This is a genomic window from bacterium, from assembly GCA_028820935.1.
Classification (GTDB): Bacteria; Actinomycetota; Acidimicrobiia; order Spongiisociales; family Spongiisociaceae; genus Spongiisocius.
Genome location: JAPPHZ010000045.1, coordinates 23,949 through 40,012 on the forward strand (window position 1 = coordinate 23,949; position 16,064 = coordinate 40,012).

The 16,064-nt window shown below is 67.1% G+C and carries 13 protein-coding genes; 4 read left to right on the plus strand and 9 right to left on the minus strand.

The genetic code is table 11. The annotated features are described in order from the left end of the window. Positions 1-32: 32 nt before the first annotated feature. Complete coding sequence (gene rsmD, locus OXM57_13135; GenBank protein MDE0353621.1) at positions 33-605, minus strand: 16S rRNA (guanine(966)-N(2))-methyltransferase RsmD; 573 nt, start codon at positions 603-605, stop codon at positions 33-35. A 13-nt stretch (positions 606-618) separates the two neighbouring features. Next, positions 619-2,832: an ATP-dependent DNA helicase RecG gene (gene recG, locus OXM57_13140; GenBank protein ID MDE0353622.1), complete on the minus strand. Its 2,214-nt coding sequence runs from the start codon at positions 2,830-2,832 to the stop codon at positions 619-621. Between the two features lie 78 nt (positions 2,833-2,910). Between recG and OXM57_13145 the strand changes: the two genes are divergently transcribed. Next, positions 2,911-3,123, plus strand: a complete 213-nt coding sequence (locus OXM57_13145; GenBank protein MDE0353623.1) for a cold shock domain-containing protein — start codon at positions 2,911-2,913, stop codon at positions 3,121-3,123. 61 nt (positions 3,124-3,184) lie between these two features. Beyond that, the gene (locus OXM57_13150; GenBank protein MDE0353624.1) at positions 3,185-3,418 is read left to right on the plus strand and encodes an Lrp/AsnC ligand binding domain-containing protein; all 234 of its coding nucleotides are present in this window, start codon (positions 3,185-3,187) and stop codon (positions 3,416-3,418) included. Between the two features lie 38 nt (positions 3,419-3,456). Here OXM57_13150 and OXM57_13155 read toward each other — a convergent pair whose 3' ends face one another. Beyond that, positions 3,457-4,533 (minus strand): hypothetical protein, encoded by a 1,077-nt coding sequence (locus OXM57_13155; protein MDE0353625.1) that lies wholly within the window; start codon positions 4,531-4,533, stop codon positions 3,457-3,459. 207 nt (positions 4,534-4,740) lie between these two features. Between OXM57_13155 and OXM57_13160 the strand changes: the two genes are divergently transcribed. Beyond that, positions 4,741-6,000 (plus strand): aspartate aminotransferase family protein, encoded by a 1,260-nt coding sequence (locus OXM57_13160; GenBank protein MDE0353626.1) that lies wholly within the window; start codon positions 4,741-4,743, stop codon positions 5,998-6,000. A 34-nt stretch (positions 6,001-6,034) separates the two neighbouring features. Here the strand turns inward: OXM57_13160 and OXM57_13165 are convergent, their stop codons facing one another. From OXM57_13165 to OXM57_13185, 5 genes are all read right to left on the minus strand, one after another. After that, on the minus strand, positions 6,035-6,919 hold the full coding sequence (locus tag OXM57_13165; GenBank protein ID MDE0353627.1) for an EamA family transporter: 885 nt from the start codon (positions 6,917-6,919) through the stop codon (positions 6,035-6,037). A 79-nt stretch (positions 6,920-6,998) separates the two neighbouring features. Next, positions 6,999-9,356, minus strand: coding sequence for a phosphoenolpyruvate synthase (gene ppsA, locus OXM57_13170; protein MDE0353628.1), 2,358 nt, complete (start codon positions 9,354-9,356; stop codon positions 6,999-7,001). 66 nt (positions 9,357-9,422) lie between these two features. Then, the gene (locus OXM57_13175; protein ID MDE0353629.1) at positions 9,423-12,296 is read right to left on the minus strand and encodes a UPF0182 family protein; all 2,874 of its coding nucleotides are present in this window, start codon (positions 12,294-12,296) and stop codon (positions 9,423-9,425) included. A 33-nt stretch (positions 12,297-12,329) separates the two neighbouring features. Next, positions 12,330-13,538, minus strand: coding sequence for a hypothetical protein (locus tag OXM57_13180; GenBank protein MDE0353630.1), 1,209 nt, complete (start codon positions 13,536-13,538; stop codon positions 12,330-12,332). A 60-nt stretch (positions 13,539-13,598) separates the two neighbouring features. Continuing rightward, complete coding sequence (locus OXM57_13185) at positions 13,599-14,681, minus strand: PDZ domain-containing protein (protein MDE0353631.1); 1,083 nt, start codon at positions 14,679-14,681, stop codon at positions 13,599-13,601. A 167-nt stretch (positions 14,682-14,848) separates the two neighbouring features. On the opposite strand from OXM57_13185, the gene OXM57_13190 reads away from it, so the two are divergent. Then, positions 14,849-15,436, plus strand: a complete 588-nt coding sequence (locus OXM57_13190) for a biotin transporter BioY (protein ID MDE0353632.1) — start codon at positions 14,849-14,851, stop codon at positions 15,434-15,436. 95 nt (positions 15,437-15,531) lie between these two features. Here the strand turns inward: OXM57_13190 and OXM57_13195 are convergent, their stop codons facing one another. Further along, positions 15,532-15,978, minus strand: coding sequence for a molybdenum cofactor biosynthesis protein MoaE (locus tag OXM57_13195; protein MDE0353633.1), 447 nt, complete (start codon positions 15,976-15,978; stop codon positions 15,532-15,534). Positions 15,979-16,064: the final 86 nt, after the last annotated feature.

Consider the following 16,064-nt stretch of genomic DNA (forward strand, 5'->3'; position numbering starts at 1 on the left):
CCTCGCCGTTTCTCGCGGTTTCGGGGTTAAATCTAACCGGAAACCCGCCGGACCTGTTGATAGCGCCATATCCGGGCGGTTCCGTAAGCACGCGTCCGGGCCGGCCGGAGCCCGGGCGCCTCGGGCCGTCGCTCTCCGCGCAGGCGATGTAGCACCAATGATCCCCGGTCACGGAGCAATCGTGCTGTCGCGGCCATCTGTTGCTCCACGCGCGCGATCGAAAGCTCGTAGGGGGGATCCATGAATACAAGCGTGAACCGGATGGACGGACCCTCAGCATGACCGGCTGTCACCGAGGCGAGATAGTCGTCAACTCCTCGGGCAACCACCTCACCCCCCAGTCCCACCGCGCCGATGTTGGCGCGCAGGGCCCGAAGGGCGGCTCGATCCCGCTCCACGAACACCGCCGTGGCCGCGCCCCGGCTGAGCGCCTCCAACCCCAACGAACCGGTTCCGGCGTACAGGTCGAGGACATCGGCGCCCAGGATAGACGAGGCGATGGACGAGAAGACAGCCTCGCGGGCGCGTCCGGTCATCGGACGGGTACCCGTGCCGGAAGGCGTCTTGAGGACCCTGCCCTTCGCGACACCGGCGATAATCCTCATGGCCGGCGCGAGCTCACGACTTGAAGAGCCATTCCACCTCGTCCCCCAGCAGCACCCTCACCTCTTCCCGGATGTCGGGATACCCGTCCAGCCCCGGATCACCATCCACCAGATCGAACGCCTCCCGCCTCGCCGCCGACAACTCCGCCACATCGGCCAGGATGTCGGCAATCCGCAGGTCCGAGAAGCCCGACTGGCGAGCCCCGAACACCGTGCCGTGGCCGCGGATCCGGAGGTCCTCCTCGGCCAGCCGGTAACCGTCCGACATGCTCTCCATGGCGCTGATGCGCGCTGCCCCCTCCTTGGTCGTGGGATCGGCCAGCAACACGCACTGCGCCGGTTGGGCGCCTCGCCCCACCCGGCCCCGCAACTGGTGGAGCTGGCTCAGGCCGAACCGGTCCGCGTCCCTGATGACCATGATGGTCGCGTTGGGCACGTCCACGCCCACCTCGATGACGGTCGTGGAGACCAGCACGTCCAGGTCCCCTGACCGGAACCCGTCCATCACACCCCGCTTCTCCTCTGATCGCATCTGGCCGTGGAGGAGACCCAGGCGAAGGTCCGGGAACACCCTGCCCAACCGCCGGTACTCGGCGATCGCCGAGGCGGCCTCCACCCGATCGGAGTCCTCGACCAGCGGGCAGACCACGAAGGCCTGGCGCCCCTTCTCCACCTCGTCCCGGATGGCCTGGTGGGCCCGCTCCAGGTCCTCGCCCGAGGCGGAAACGGCCCACGTCCTGACGCGCTTGCGGCCCGCCGGCATCTCGTCGAGGGCGGAGACGTCGAGGGCGCCGTACAGGGTCATCGACAGCGTCCGGGGAATGGGGGTGGCGGTCATGATCAGCAGATCGGGATCGGCTCCATGGGCCTTCTCCTTCAGCTTCACCCGTTGGTGAACCCCGAACCGGTGCTGCTCGTCCACCACCGCCGCGCCCAGCCTCGCGAACCGCACCCCCTCCTGGATCAGGGCGTGGGTACCGATCACGATATCGACCTCCCCGGCCCCTATGCCCGCGAGCAGACCGGAGCGGCCCGGCCGACCCCGGAGGTTGGCATCCGCACGGCTTCCGGTGAGGAGCGCCACCTGGATCCGGGGACGATCGGGGTCGTCGTGGGCGGGGTCGAACAGGGACCGGGGACCCGCGGAGCGCGGCGCCATGCGCGCCTCGGAGAGGAGCCGGGTGACACCCTCGTAGTGCTGCTCGGCCAGCACCTCGGTGGGCGCCATGATGGCTGCCTGGTACCCGCTCTGGACACCCACCAGCAGCGCCGCCACCGCCACCACGGTCTTGCCCGAACCGACTTCTCCGTGGAGCAGGCGATGCATCGGTACCGGCGCCGCCATGTCCGCCCCGATCTCGCCGATCACCCGCCGCTGGGCGCCGGTCAGCCGGAACGGCAGGCCATCGATGAAACGCTCTACCAGGTCCGGTTCCGGGTGGATCAGGTGCGAGATACCGACCGAGTCGCTCTCCTTGCGCTTCCTCGTCAACGCCAGCGCCACCTCATGGCGGAAGAACTCGTCGAACACCAGCCGGCGGCGGGCGGCGCCCACCTCGGCCAGTGACTCGGGGAAGTGAATGGAGTTGATGGCCTCCTCGCGGGGAACGAGATCATGCCGTTCGATCAGGGCGGCCGGTAGCGGATCGAGAATCGGGCGGGACCGCAGCAGAGCGTTGTGGACGGCCAGCCGGAGAACTCCGGTACCGATCGAGCCGATGGTCCGGTAGACCGGGACCACTCGGCCCACCGCCAGGTTGTCAGGTCCGGAGTCCAAGACGTCGACCGCCGGCGAGTTGATCTGCAACCGGCCGCGGTAGCGGTCGATCCTGCCCGACAGCGCTACCTCGATCCCCCGGTCGAGGCGCCGGGCTTGGTATTCCTGGTTGAACCACACCGCCTTGATAGACCCCTGGCCATCGGTGACGGTGGCCTCCACGATGGCCATCCGCGGGCGCGGACGCCGCACCACCACCCGCTCCACCCTCCCGATGACGGTGGCTTCCGCGCCGACGGCCAGTTCGTCCATGGCCAGCCGGCGGGACCGGTCGATGTGGCGGCGCGGTGCGTGGAGGAGTAGGTCGGTGACCGACCGTATGCCCGAGCTCTTCAGCGCCGCGGCCCGCTTGCCCCGGATCCACTTGACGCGTCCCACGTCGACAGCATGCAGGTAGGCGAGGCTCCTGGCGGGTGGGTCCGGGGAGGGTTGGTCGGGCGTGGGCACCATGCCGGCCAAGAATACGGCACGGAGCGCCCATGCCCCACCTGCCGGGCACTCCGGTGCGGCCGGGTAGAATCCCGAACCATGCAAGGCGTGGTAAAGATCTACGACCCGAACACCGGCTCCGGGGTGGTGGTCCTGGACCACGATCGCAGCGAGGTCTATCTCCGGGCCGGGTCGCTGGCGGGAAGCGTCTTCCGCTTGCTCCGGCAGGGCCAGCGGATCATCTTCGACCTCGAGGAGTCGGACGGTCTACGATTCGTCCACTCCGTGCGGATGGGCTCGGACGGAAGATAGGCCCCTATCCGGGCGCGCTCCGACTCGGTATAGTCCGTACCCCAAGACCGAGAGGAGAACCGTGGTCGAGGCATACGTCCTCATCCAGACCGAAGTCGGCAAGGCCAAGCAGGTCGTGGAGGAAGTCCGCTTGATCGATGGCGTGTCCCAGGCCGACGACGTCACCGGACCGTACGACATCGTCGTCAGGGCCGGAGCGGAAGATGTGGATGGGCTGGGGAGGCTGGTGGTTGCCCGGATCCAGTCGATCCCCGGAATCACCCGGACCCTCACCTGCCCGGTCATAAACCTATAGTCGCTAGTTTGTAGCTGCTAGTTATCACTAACTAGTGATTAACCCAGCTTCTTGGAGATGGCGGCCGCTCCCCGCAAGGCCGTTCCATCAGCCCCGGCCACCGAGAACCGGCGAGGGGCTGCGGCCTCCAACTCGGCAACCATGTCCACGACCAGTTGCCGGCGGCTGATGGGAGGGTCCACCCACAGGTAGAGCGAGAGGCTGCCGGGGATGGTGTTCACCTCGTTGATCCACAGTTCGCCGCCCCTCTCCAGGAAGTCGATCCGGGCCATCGACCGGATCCCCGTCAACTCGGTGACACGGCGGGCCATCGACCGTATCCGCTCCTCGACCTCGCCGGGAAGGCTCGCCGGCAACTCGCGGGCCGACCCCTCGATGCCTCCTCCCGACAGGTACTTCTCGCGGTAGTCGTAGAACTGCTCGCTGACCGGCGCCTCGATGGCGGACAGTTCCAGCCGCGGATAGGTCCGCACGGCAACGTTGAGATCCCGCCCACCCTCGAGGTAGGGCTCGATCACGGCTCCCCGGTCCAGGTGCGGCGACGACCGGAGCAGCGCGACCGCCGTCTCGTAGTCGCTCACCACCTCGATACCGATCGACGACCCGCCGAAGCGGGGTTTCACGATGTAGGGGGGAGGGAAGCCGGGAGGGCCGCCGGTATTCACCGGGACCCGGGGCAGGCTGGGAAACCCCGATGCTGCCATCAAGGCCCCGAAGGTCAGCTTGTCCATCAACAGGTTGGAGGCCGACGCGTCCGGCCCCGAGTAGCGGATGCCGGCCAGGTCCATGGCGCTCTGCAGGGTTCCGTCCTCGCCCGGGCCACCGTGACAGCACACCAGCACCGTGTCCACCTCCAGGCGGCGCCGCTTCAGGAACCATCCGGCCTGTGGGCGAGCCTCGAAGCGCAACTCCCGGGCCTTCGGAGGGATCCCGGCCGCGTAGTCATCGGCCTCGCCGTCCGCGGCCACCATGTACCAGGCACCCGTCTTCGACCAGTAGAGGACCAGGGGGTCGGTCCCGGCCTCCGCCAGGAGCCGGGCAGCCTGCAGCCCGGTCAGCACGCTGATGTCGTGCTCGGGCGACGGACCACCGAAAGCCACCGCCGGCTTGGCCATCGCCTTCACCTCCAGGATCGTGAAATGCCGTCGCCCTCCCAGCCGGGCAGGACCGTCCAAGGCTAGTAACGGCCATCGGTCGTGAGACACCGGGCGGATCGCGGTCCCCCGGAGATGGTTCCGTGCGGCAACCAGGAGTCTCGCTATCATTCCCGGCGGCCCTGCTACAGGGCATGATCGACCCAGCGACCGTCGGGGGGCGTACCCATGGCTACCAAGTTCTGGCATCCGTTCGCGGACATGCGGGCAGTGCTGCGCAGCGAGCTGGTGATAGCGCGCGGCGACGGGTGCTACGTGTGGGACGACTCGGGGAAGCGGTACCTCGATGCCGCCGCCAGCCTGTGGTATTGCAATATCGGGCACGGACGCTCCGAGATCGCAGCCGCGGTGGCCGACCAGATGCGCACCCTCGAGGCCTACTCGACCTTCGGAGACCTCACCTCGCCACCGGTGAACGAGCTGACCGACCGTCTCTCGATGATCGCGCCGGTTCCGGACAGCGTGAGCTTTCTCACCAGTGGCGGTTCCGACTCCGTGGACACCGCCGTCAAGCTGGCGCGCCGCTACCACACCGCCATGGGCCGGCCCGAACGGACCTTCGTGCTCAGCCGGTCGCGCGCCTATCACGGGATGCACACCGCCGGCACCAGCATCGCCGGTATATCCGCCAACAATGACGGCTACGGCAAGTTGCTGACCGACACAGCCCTGGTGGAGTGGGATTCGCACGACTCCCTCCTGGACGTCATCGAACGGATCGGCGCCGAACGTATCGCCGCATTCATCTGCGAGCCGATCATCGGGGCGGGCGGCGTCCTCGCTCCCCCGCCCGGCTACCTCGAGAAGGTCCGGGGCATCTGCCGGGACACCGGCATCCTGTTCATCGCTGATGAAGTCATAACCGGCTTCGGGCGCACGGGGATGTGGTTTGCCAGCCAGCGCTGGAACCTGGAGCCCGACCTGGTCACGTGTGCCAAGGGCATCACCTCGGGCTACCTTCCGCTGGGCGCGGTGATCGCGGCGCCCCACGTGGCCGAGCCGTGGTTCGAGGGAGACGCCGGCCTGTGGCGCCACGGCTACACCTACACGGGACATACCACCGTGGCGGCAGCCGCCATCGCCAACCTCGGAATAATCCAGCGGGAGAACCTGCTGGCGGAGGCGAGCCGGCTGGAGGCGCAGCTGGCGGCCGGGCTGGGCCCGCTGGCCGCGCACGATCTCGTCAGCGAGGTGAGGTGCGGCGTCGGTGCTCTGGCAGCCGTCCAGCTGGCGCCCGAGGCGACCGCCGAGAACCCGCAGCTACCGGATCAGATGAACGGCGCCCTGCGCAAGCACGGGGTCCTGAGCAGGATCCTGTTCGGCAACGCCGTACAGATCTCGCCGCCCTTCGTGATGACGGAGAGCCAGGTGACGGACCTGGCCGATGCGCTGCGTGCGAGTCTCGACGAGCTAGTTGCTAGTTATTAGTTATATATAGAAGCTAGAAACTAGCAATCAGAGACTAGAAACTAGATATGGTTACCAGCCCGAGGACGGTCAAGACAGCGCCGGCCACAACCTTGCTGGTCAGTTTCTCCAGGTCCCTCAGGAACAGCGCCGAGAACAACACCACCATCAGGGGCTGGGACATGATGATCGGACCTACCACCGACACGTCTCCGGACTCCAGCGCCCGGAAAACCGCCAGCACGCCCAGGCCGGCCAGGAGCCCGGTGGGTATGAACCACTGCCACCCGGGTTCCAGGCTGACCGTGGCGCGTATGCGGGGCGCCAGCGCCAGGATCACGACCCAGAGCAAGATGATCGTGATGGTCCCGCTCACCGCGCCGAAGGCGGGATGGGGTGTCTCTTCCAGGCCCAGCTTGCGCAGCAGATCCGAGGCCGCGAACGAGATTCCCCCAAGTACCGGTAGGAGATAGGCCCACCGCCGGCCCTTGACGGGCTTCCGGAGGCCACCGGCCCCGCCGGCGGCAGGCTGTCCCCTCACCAGCACCGTGATGCCTGCCGCTATGGCCACTGCTCCGGCGACGCGCCAGACAGTCACCGGCTCGGCCAGCACGATCCATCCCCCCACCAGGGCCAGCGCCGGGTAGGTGGCGGTCTGGAGGGGCGTGGCGGTGGATGGCCCGATCAGCCTGACCGCGAAGATGAAGGCCGTCCTGCCCACCCCCTCTCCCACGATCCCTCCGACCACGAAGAACAGGATCGCCCGGAGCGTCAGGCCGGTCGGGGGATCGGCCAGGGTCAAGGCGCCGGTCACGAGGGCTCCGACCGGCAGCGACACCATCAGGCCGGTCATAAGGCTGTTGTTACGAAAACCCCGGGTGACCGTGATGGCGAGGGCCGAGAAGCTCGCCGCCGCCAGCAGCGCGAAGACTACCGGCACGACCGGTCAGCAAACGGCGCGGTTGTGCAACCCGGGCATCCGGATGATCCTTCGGGCACCAGGGATGCCGCGCACGACCTCATGCCTCCTGGCCGGACAGGTACATCCAGGTCTCGACAACCGTGTCGGGATTCAACGAGACGCTCTCCAGCCCGACTTCCACCAGCCACGCCGCGAAGTCCGGATAGTCGGAGGGGCCCTGGCCGCAGATTCCTATGTACTTGCCGGCATCGCGGCACGCCTCGACCGCCAACCGGATCAACTCCTTGACAGCCGGGTTACGCTCGTCGAACAGGCCGGCTACCAGGGCGGAGTCGCGATCCAATGCCAGGGAGAGCTGGGCCAGGTCGTTCGACCCGATCGAGAAGCCATCGAAGAACTCCAGGAACTCCGAGGCGAGCAGGGCGTTGGAGGGTATCTCGCACATCATGATGATCCTCAGCCCGTCCTGCCCGCGATGCAGGCCGTTGCGAGCCAACACCTCCACCACGCTGGACGCCTCCTCGACGGTCCGCACGAACGGGACCATGACCTCGATGTTGTCGAGACCCAGCTCGTTCCGTACCCGCCGCAGCGCCTCGCACTCGAGCGCGAACACATCGGCGAACTCCGAGGAGCGGTACCGGGAAGCTCCCCGGAACCCGAGCATCGGGTTCTCCTCGGTCGGCTCGTACCGGCTCCCGCCCAGCAAGTGGGCGTACTCGTTCGACTTGAAGTCGGACAGGCGCACGATCACCGGCTTGGGGTGGAAGCCGAGAGCCAGCGTTGCGATCCCCTCCACCAGCTTGGTGATGAAGAACGACCGGGGGTTCTCGTATCCGGCGATGCGCTCCTCGATGCCCTCCCGCACGTCATCAGGAACGTCCGGGTAGTCGAGCAAGGCCTTCGGGTGAACCCCGATGGCATTGTTGATGATGAACTCCATCCTGGCCAGGCCCACGCCGTGATTGGGAATCCGGCTGAATCCGAAGGCTCGGGAGGGGTTCCCGACGTTCATCATCACCTTGGTGGGCGGATCCGGCATGCGATCCAGTTGAACCACCTCGGTCCGGAACGGTACGGCTCCTTCGTAGACCCTCCCGATCTCACCCTGCGCGCACGAGACCGTGACCTCGGCGCCATCCTCCAGCCGCCGGGTGGCGTTCCCCGACCCCACCACGGCCGGAACTCCCAGCTCCCTAGCGATTATGGCGGCATGGCAGGTGCGGCCGCCACGGTTGGTGACGATCGCCGCGGCGCGCTGCATCACGGGTTCCCAGTCCGGATCCGTCATGTCCGCGACCAGGACATCACCCTCTTCGACCCGGTTCATGTCCCGGGGAGAGTGGACGACCCTCACCGTGCCGGCGCCGATCCGCTGGCCCACGCTGCGGCCTGTCACCAGAACGGCGCCGCTCCCATCCAGCCGGAACCGGGTGAGTATCGCCTGGCTCTCCCGGCTCCGCACTGTTTCCGGACGAGCCTGGACGATGTAGAGGCGACCGTCGTCGGTGTCCTTCGCCCATTCGATGTCCATCGGGCGTCCGTAGTAGTCCTCGATGGCCACCGCCTGGCGGGCCAATTCCTCTATCTCCGGGTCGCTGAGGCAGAACCGGCGCTGGTCGGCCAGCGGCACGTCCTCCACCTCGACCTCGGATCCCCCCAACTCGCCGAACACCATCTGCTGCGTCTTGGTTCCGAGCGTCCGGGAGATCACCGCCGGGCGGCCGGCGGCCAGGTTCCGCTTGGCCACGTAGAACTCGTCGGGGTTGATGCCTCCCTGGACCAGGAGTTCACCCAACCCGTAGGCGCCGGTGATGAACACCACCCCGTCGAACCCGCTCTCTGTGTCGATGGTGAACACGACCCCGGACGCGGCACTGCGCACCATCCTCTGCACGCCCGCGGAGATGGCGACCCCGCCCTCGTCGTACCCGCTCCGGATCCGGTAGCTGAGCGCCCGGTGGCTGAAGAGGGAGGCGAAGACATCCCGGACCGCCCGGACCACCCGGTCGGCGCCCTGCACGCCGAGGTAGGTGTCCTGCAGGCCGGCGAAGGAGGCGTCCGGCAGGTCCTCGGCGGTGGCCGACGAGCGTACCGCCACGACCGACCCGCCCGGCTCGGCGCCCAGGCTTTCGTAGGCAGCGCCGATCTCGTCTATCAGCCGTTCGGGAACCGGCGCGCCCGCCACCCACCGCCGGATGTCCTCTCCGGCATCGCGCAACGCGGCCGGATCATCCCTGCCGGCCTCGAGCAGGCGCCGGTCGACGCGGGCCTGCAGTCCCGACTCGCCCATGAACAGCCGGAACGCGTCCACGGTGGTGGCGAAGCCGTTGGGCACGATCACGCCCAACGAACCCAGATTGGAGTACATCTCCCCGAGCGAGGCGTTCTTGCCTCCCACGAGTGGAACGTCCCTCAGAGAGACATCCCCGAACCACCTGATCAGACCCGGCATCCACCGCCTCCCAAGGTCGCGGGCTGTCCATCATAGGATCGGTGGACCCGGCCTCCGGTCAGCTGCTCATCCCTCCAGCAAGCCGACCAGGTGTTCGGTCAGCCGGGCGGCCTCGTCGACCTTCGCCTGGTACTCGCCCAGGTCACCGGCGCGGAGGGCCTGATCGGCCTCCGTCAGGAGACGGTCGATCCGAAGGACCGTGGCTTGAACTTCGTCGCTCCCGTCACCTGGAGCGGTAACGGCATCCTCGGACGCGGTGTCGGCGTCGGGGCGCACGACGGCCCGCGCCGAACCGAAGGTCTCCGCCAGGGCAGCATCCAGCGACTCGCTCATGATCGGGGTGGTCTGGTCACCGAACACCACCACAACCCGCTTGAACTCGGGCAGCAGGACCCCCTCCGCCCTGAGATAGATGGGCTGAATGAACAGGAGAGACTCCTCGACCGGCACCACCAGCATGTTGCCCCGGATGATCTCCGATCCCTGCTGCCCCAGCAGGGTGAACTGCTGGGAGATGACCGGATCCTGGTCGATCCGCGCGCTCACCTGCTCGAGCCCGTTGGTGAGCACTCCCCTGGGCAGGCGGTAGTCGATGATCTTCCCGTAGTCGGAGGGACCGCTCTTCGCCACCAGGAAGGCGGTCATGTTGTTCCGGCTGGCCGGATTGAAGCTCTGGAAGATCAGGTAGGACAGATCCTCCTCATCCGGCAGCCTCATCAGCATGTAGTACGGCAAGCTCTGGCGAAGGTCCTTTCTGACCCGGCCGGCTTGATCGAACGCGTCGCCACGAAGCAGTTCCCGGTCGGATGTGGCCGGATCGCCCGGGATATCCCATTTGTCCTCGTCCTGGAAGAAGTCCTGCGGGTCCAACTGGTGATAGGTGGCGTACATCTCGGACTGAACCCGGAACATGTCCTCCGGATAGCGCAGGTGGCCCCGTAGCTCCTCGCTCATCTCGGAAGCGTCCGTGAACACTTCGGGGAACACGTTCCGGTAGGCCTGGGTGAGCGGATCAGTGGGTTCGAGGACGTAGAGCGTCATGGTGCCGTCCTCGGCGTCGACCACCGCCTTCACCGAATTGCGGATGTAGTTGAAATCGCGAGACAGATCCGAGGTGATCCCGAGGCGCTCGTCGATGACCGGCGCCGAGTACGGGTAGCGGTCGGTGGTCGCGTAGAGGTCTACGATCCACACCAGGCGCCCGTCGATGAGTGCAAGGTACGGATCGTTGTCGGCTTGCATGAAGGGCGCCACGCGGGCGAGCCGATCGACCACGTTGCGCACCATCAAGACCCGGGATTCCGGGCTGAGCTCGGGCGAGATGAGCGTGTTGAGGTCACCGAACCGCAGCGCCATCGCAAACCGGACCGCGAAGTTGGACAGCGGCACGCCGCCCTCCCCCTCATAGGTGTTGCGAACCACCGTGTCGTCCTCGCCGGAGGGGAAGTCGACCTCCGGCTGGTTGGTCCGGGCGATGACGTAGCTACCCGACTCGGCCGCCTCGCCGAAGTAGATGCGGGGCTGGAGGGTCTGCAGCTCGGGCACTATCGACTCGGGTGGAACGTCCCGCACCAGGAAGTCGGGCTCGCCCGTGGTCGGGTTTACATCGTTGGCCCGGGAGATCACCTCCCCGAACCCGTGCGTGTACACCAGCTTCTCGTTGACCCATCCCTCCGCCGGCAGGTCCTCCGAGTCCAGTTCCCGGGCGGCGACCATCACCTGGGTCAGTTCCCCGTCGATCACGTACCGGTCGGTATCGACATTGGATATCTGGTAGTAGGGGCGGATCGCCTGCAGCTGGGAGTAGGCCGGCAACAGCACGCCGGGGTCCCAGAGCTTCACGTTGCTGATGGTCGCCTGGTTACCGGCGATGTCCTCGCTGGTCAGGTCCGGCGATGCCGCGAAGTCGCGGGTCTCCACCTGCCCCTCCCCCAGGCCGTAGGCATCCAGGGTGTACTCGATGTGATGCTCGATGTAGGGGCGCTCGAGGTTGAACTGGTTGGGCTGGACACGGAAACGCTCGATGGCCGCCGGGATGACGCCGCCTACCACCACCGAGACGATGAGCCACAGCCCGCCCGCAACCGCCGGCAGTAACCAGCCTGCCTGGCGCATATTCCACAGGAGCAAGCCCGCGCCCAGTATCGAGATGGCCATCAGCAAAGTGAGGGCCGGGCGATGGGCGGTGACGTCTGTGTAGGAAGCGCCGAAGATGGCGCCCCGGGTGGAGTACAGGAGTTCGTAGGCGTCGAGCCGGTAGGCGACCGCCTTGAGTAGCGCCAAAGCCGCCAGCAGGACCGACAGGTGAGACTTGACCCCTCTCGATACGAGCGGGAACCGGTTCGGCAGCCGCTGGATGCCGCCGCTCAAGTAGTGGTATGCCAGCGAGACCAGCGCGGATGCGACCACTAGCTGGATCGCCCACCCAACGATGTTCCGGTAGACGGGTAGGTGGAACACGTAGAAGGACACATCGACCCCGAAGATCGGATCGGCCTTCCCGAACGGGACTTCGTTGAGCCAGACCAGCACGTCCCGCCACCACGCGGATATCGAGACGCCGAGCAGGAGCCCCAGAACCGTCGCCCCGGCCAGGTGGGCGCGGATCCGGCGCGCGCGGATCCATTGCCGGAAGCGGCGGATCACCTCGTCATCCGGGCCTCCGTCTATCAGCGGGGTGACCTTGCAGCGGGAGACCACCTCCAGGTTGATCCCGATGACGAGGGCGGCCACCGCGAAGCCGGCCAGCCCCAGCAGGATGCGGGACAGCAGGCTGGTGACCCATACCGACGTGGCGCCCACCGAACTGAACCAGAGATAGTCGGTCCATGCCGTGGCCAGCCCGCTCAGCGCCGTCAGGAGCAGGAAGGCGGCCAGCGCCACGAGGATGAGCCAGCGACTGGAACGGCGGCGAGGCCGCCGGAATGAGCCCGGCTCCATTCTGATCATGATCCAGGAGGGTAGCGGGCTACCTCAGAAAGGGGAGTTGGAGCGCCTGACCCGGCTCCGCAACCGGGCGAAGAGTGCCGCCAGTTCGTCATCCGACGGCGCCATACGGCCGGCGTCTCCGCTATCGCCGCGGGCGGTACCGGGCGCTCTGCCGGGACCGGGCCCGGTTCCGGCCCTGGCCGGCGCGGACGGTTCAGCGGAACGATCCGGTCGTGCTGCGGACGCGGGTTCTCCGTTCTCCGCCTCGACACCGCCCTCTGATCCGGACCGGAGGCGCGCCACCTCCCGCGCCACCTCCACGGCATCGACCTCGACGCGGGCCCGCGTAGCAGGGGTACCGACCAGGCGAACGCTCCGCGTCCCATCGGCCCAGCCGAGACGCATGGAAGATTCGCCGCCCGCCACTCCCTCGTTATCGTCGCTGCCTGCGGGCTCCGCCGATTCGCCCTTCGCCGGCGCCTCAGCCGGGGTCGAACCGGCAGGTATCACCCGGATCGTGCCGTACACCTGGGGTGGAGCCGGCGGGCCTGACTCCTCGACCTGCCCGTTAGCCGCCGGAACCTGCACCACCAATCGCTTGGTCCTCGCGGTAGCCGACTCGGCGTCCTCGCCATCCTGCACCTGCTCATCGCCGCCCCCTTCGGCGTCTGCGTCCGGGCCGGCAACGCTTGCCAGCTCGACCAAACGGTCGTACTCCACCCTCGCCGTCTGCAGGACGTTCTCGGAGTCCCGGCGCGCCGCCGCCAGATTCCGTATCGCCCGGCGCTCCGCGTCATCGATGATCAGGAGGGCATCACGCTCCGCCTCAGCTCGCAGCTCGGCCACCTCGGAACTCGCCGCCTCCAGCATGTCCGTGGCCGCCTCCCAGGCAACCTGCCGCAGGGTGAAGGCTTCGTCCTCCGCCTCGGCCACGATCTCGCGGGCCTGCTGGTGAGCCGACTCCACGCTGTCCGACACATCGACCTCGGCCGTGTTGCGGATACGCTCGGCCGCTAATCGGGCCGACTCCAGTACATCGTCGATCTCCCGCACGGCCGAGGCGATGGCCCCACTCAACTCCGGCTCCGGCACCCTTCCGCTCTCGTCCGGGATCCGAGTGCCCGGGGAGGAGAGCCGGGCAATACGCTGGTTGGCCTCCTTGACGAATGCCCGCACCTCGAGAGGGTCATAGCCCAGGAGGGTGCGGCTGAATGCCAGCTCCTCGGCGTCCGCGACAGGCGTCTCTCTGTTCATATGTGGATAACTCTACCCCGTGATCCGCATCTTGGGGATAAGTTCCTGTGACGGACGCATTCAGGCCGCTAAACCCCTAACGGCCTCAACCGCCTCCGCGATCGAGGAAACAGCCAGGATCTCGACACCATCCAACCCGGCCGCCACTGCGTCCGGGTAGTTCTGCTGCGGCACCAGGATGTACCGGGCCCCGGCGTTCTGGGCGGCGATGACCTTCTGGCGAACGCCTCCTACCGGCCCCACGTGCCCGTCGGACGAGATGGTGCCGGTACCGGCGATGATGTTCCCCCGGACCAGATCCTCTTCCGTGAGCAGGTCGATCAAGCCCAGCGCGTACATCATGCCCGCCGACGGACCGCCCCCGGAAGTGGCCCGATCGATGTCGATCTCGAAGGGCAGCTCCATGGGAGGCGTGTAGTCGCCCAGGCCGATGCCCACCATCGGCCGCCCGGGATCCTCCAGGTGCTCGGCCAGGACGACCTCGAGGTCGTAACGATCATCGTCCCTCAGGATGCTGAGCACCACGATGTCGCCGACCTCTCTCAAGCCGATGGCGCCCGTAGCCTCCTCGAGAGTATTGACGGGCAAGTGTTCTACCGCCACCACCACATCACCGTGCTCGAGGATCCCTGCCGCCGGCCCGTCCTCTAGCACAGACACGACCAGCACCCCGTCCTCGGCGCGCGTGACCGGGACCTCCAGGTACTCAAGCGCCGCCAGAATGGCGCTGTCCACGGACCTGTCCATCATCTGAAGGTTCCGCTCCCGATGCTCCTCGGGCGTGACACCCTCCGGGCGGATCAGATCTCGCGGTACCACGTCAACATGCGGATCCAGCCAGCCCTCCACCAGGGCATACGCGTTCACCTCCTGCAGGCTGACCGTCAACAGGTAAAGGTCCCCGTTCAACGGATGGACGGAGGGACCGCCCTCGACGGTCACGTAGTCGACCACCTCACCGATCGGTCCGGGCCACATTGCGTAGTACGGGACCGTGACGAACCACAGGAGCCCGGCCACCACCGTCGAACAGACCAACCCGACCGCGGCCGCCACCGGCCAGACACGACCCGTGGGCTGCCGGGAGTCCTTGCTGCCGGCAGGATCCTCACGACTCGGGGAAGTCTCGGGAAGCTTGTGCATAGGGCCTGATCGAGATTAACCACCGGCCGTGCACACCGGATCATCGGCGCCCGGTAGCCTGTCACCCAGCCCCGGTCCGCCGAGTAGCCACGGTCGTGATCGGATGGCCATGAAACCCGGTCAGGCCCGATCGAGTCCAAAGCCCAGTCAACACCAAGGAGCCCACCATGACCTACCAGCCGGAGGTGCTTTCCGCCCGGATCATCCCGCTCGGGAACATGGACGCACGCGTCGCCGCCGCCATCCGGGTTGCGGCTTTTGCCCTGCTGACCGCGGCCTGTGCCCAGATCCGGATCCAGCTGGGCTTCACGCCCGTACCGATCACGGGGCAGACGTTCGCCGTGCTCCTGACCGGTGCGGTTCTCGGATCTCGGGAGGGGGCCGCCAGCCAGTTGCTATACGTCGCTCTGGGGGCGATCGGGCTTCCCTTCTACGCGGGCGGAACAGGTGGTTGGGAAGTGACCACCGGAGCGACCGGCGGGTACCTGGTGGGGTTCATCGTGGCCGCCTACGTGACCGGTTACCTCGCCGAGCAGCGCCACGATCGCCGCTTGGCCACCTCGGTCGGCACCTTCCTGACCGGCAACCTCATCATCTACGCCCTGGGCGTAGCCTGGCTCATGTACACGTTCTCCTGGGACCTCGCAGTCGGCGTCGAGAAGGGAATGGCCCCCTTCATCATCGGCGACACCATCAAGATCCTGTTGGCCGCCGGCGCCACCCCCATCGCCTGGAAACTGGTGGGACGTCTCTAGTTTCTAGTCTCTAGTATTTTAGTTCTCTAACAACCAACAACTAAATATCTAGCAACTGGCAACTAGCAACGAGCAACGAGCAACTAGTAACTAGACTACGAGCCCGGGGACCAGGCTTCTCCCTCCGGCCAGACTTCCTTCTTCCAGATGGGGGCGCGGGACTTGAGTTCGTCGATCAGGTATCGGGCGGCTTCGAATGCTTCGGCGCGGTGCGCACAGGCGACAGCCACCGCCACCGAGGCCTCGGTCAACTCCACCCGTCCGACCCGGTGCTCGACCACTGCTGCGTTGATGGGCCAGCGAGCCGTGGCTTCTTCCACGATCTCCTCGATCCTGCTCACCACATGAGCCTCGTAGGCCTCGTACTCCAGGTGGGTTATCCCCTGCCTGCCGTGGGAATGATCCCGCACGGTACCCAGGAAGAGAGCGATGGCCCCGCTCGGCGGGCCGCTCACCTCGCCGACCAGCGAACGCGGATCGATGGGCCGGGCGGAGACCCTGACCCGGCATCGAGCCCGCTCCCCCGGCTGCGGAGATTCCATGCGTTGGAGTCTAGGAGGGCACTCCGGACCGACCGTGGGCGCTAGCAGACCGCGCCAAGTCAGTTTCCCCGGCGGACTACGGTGGT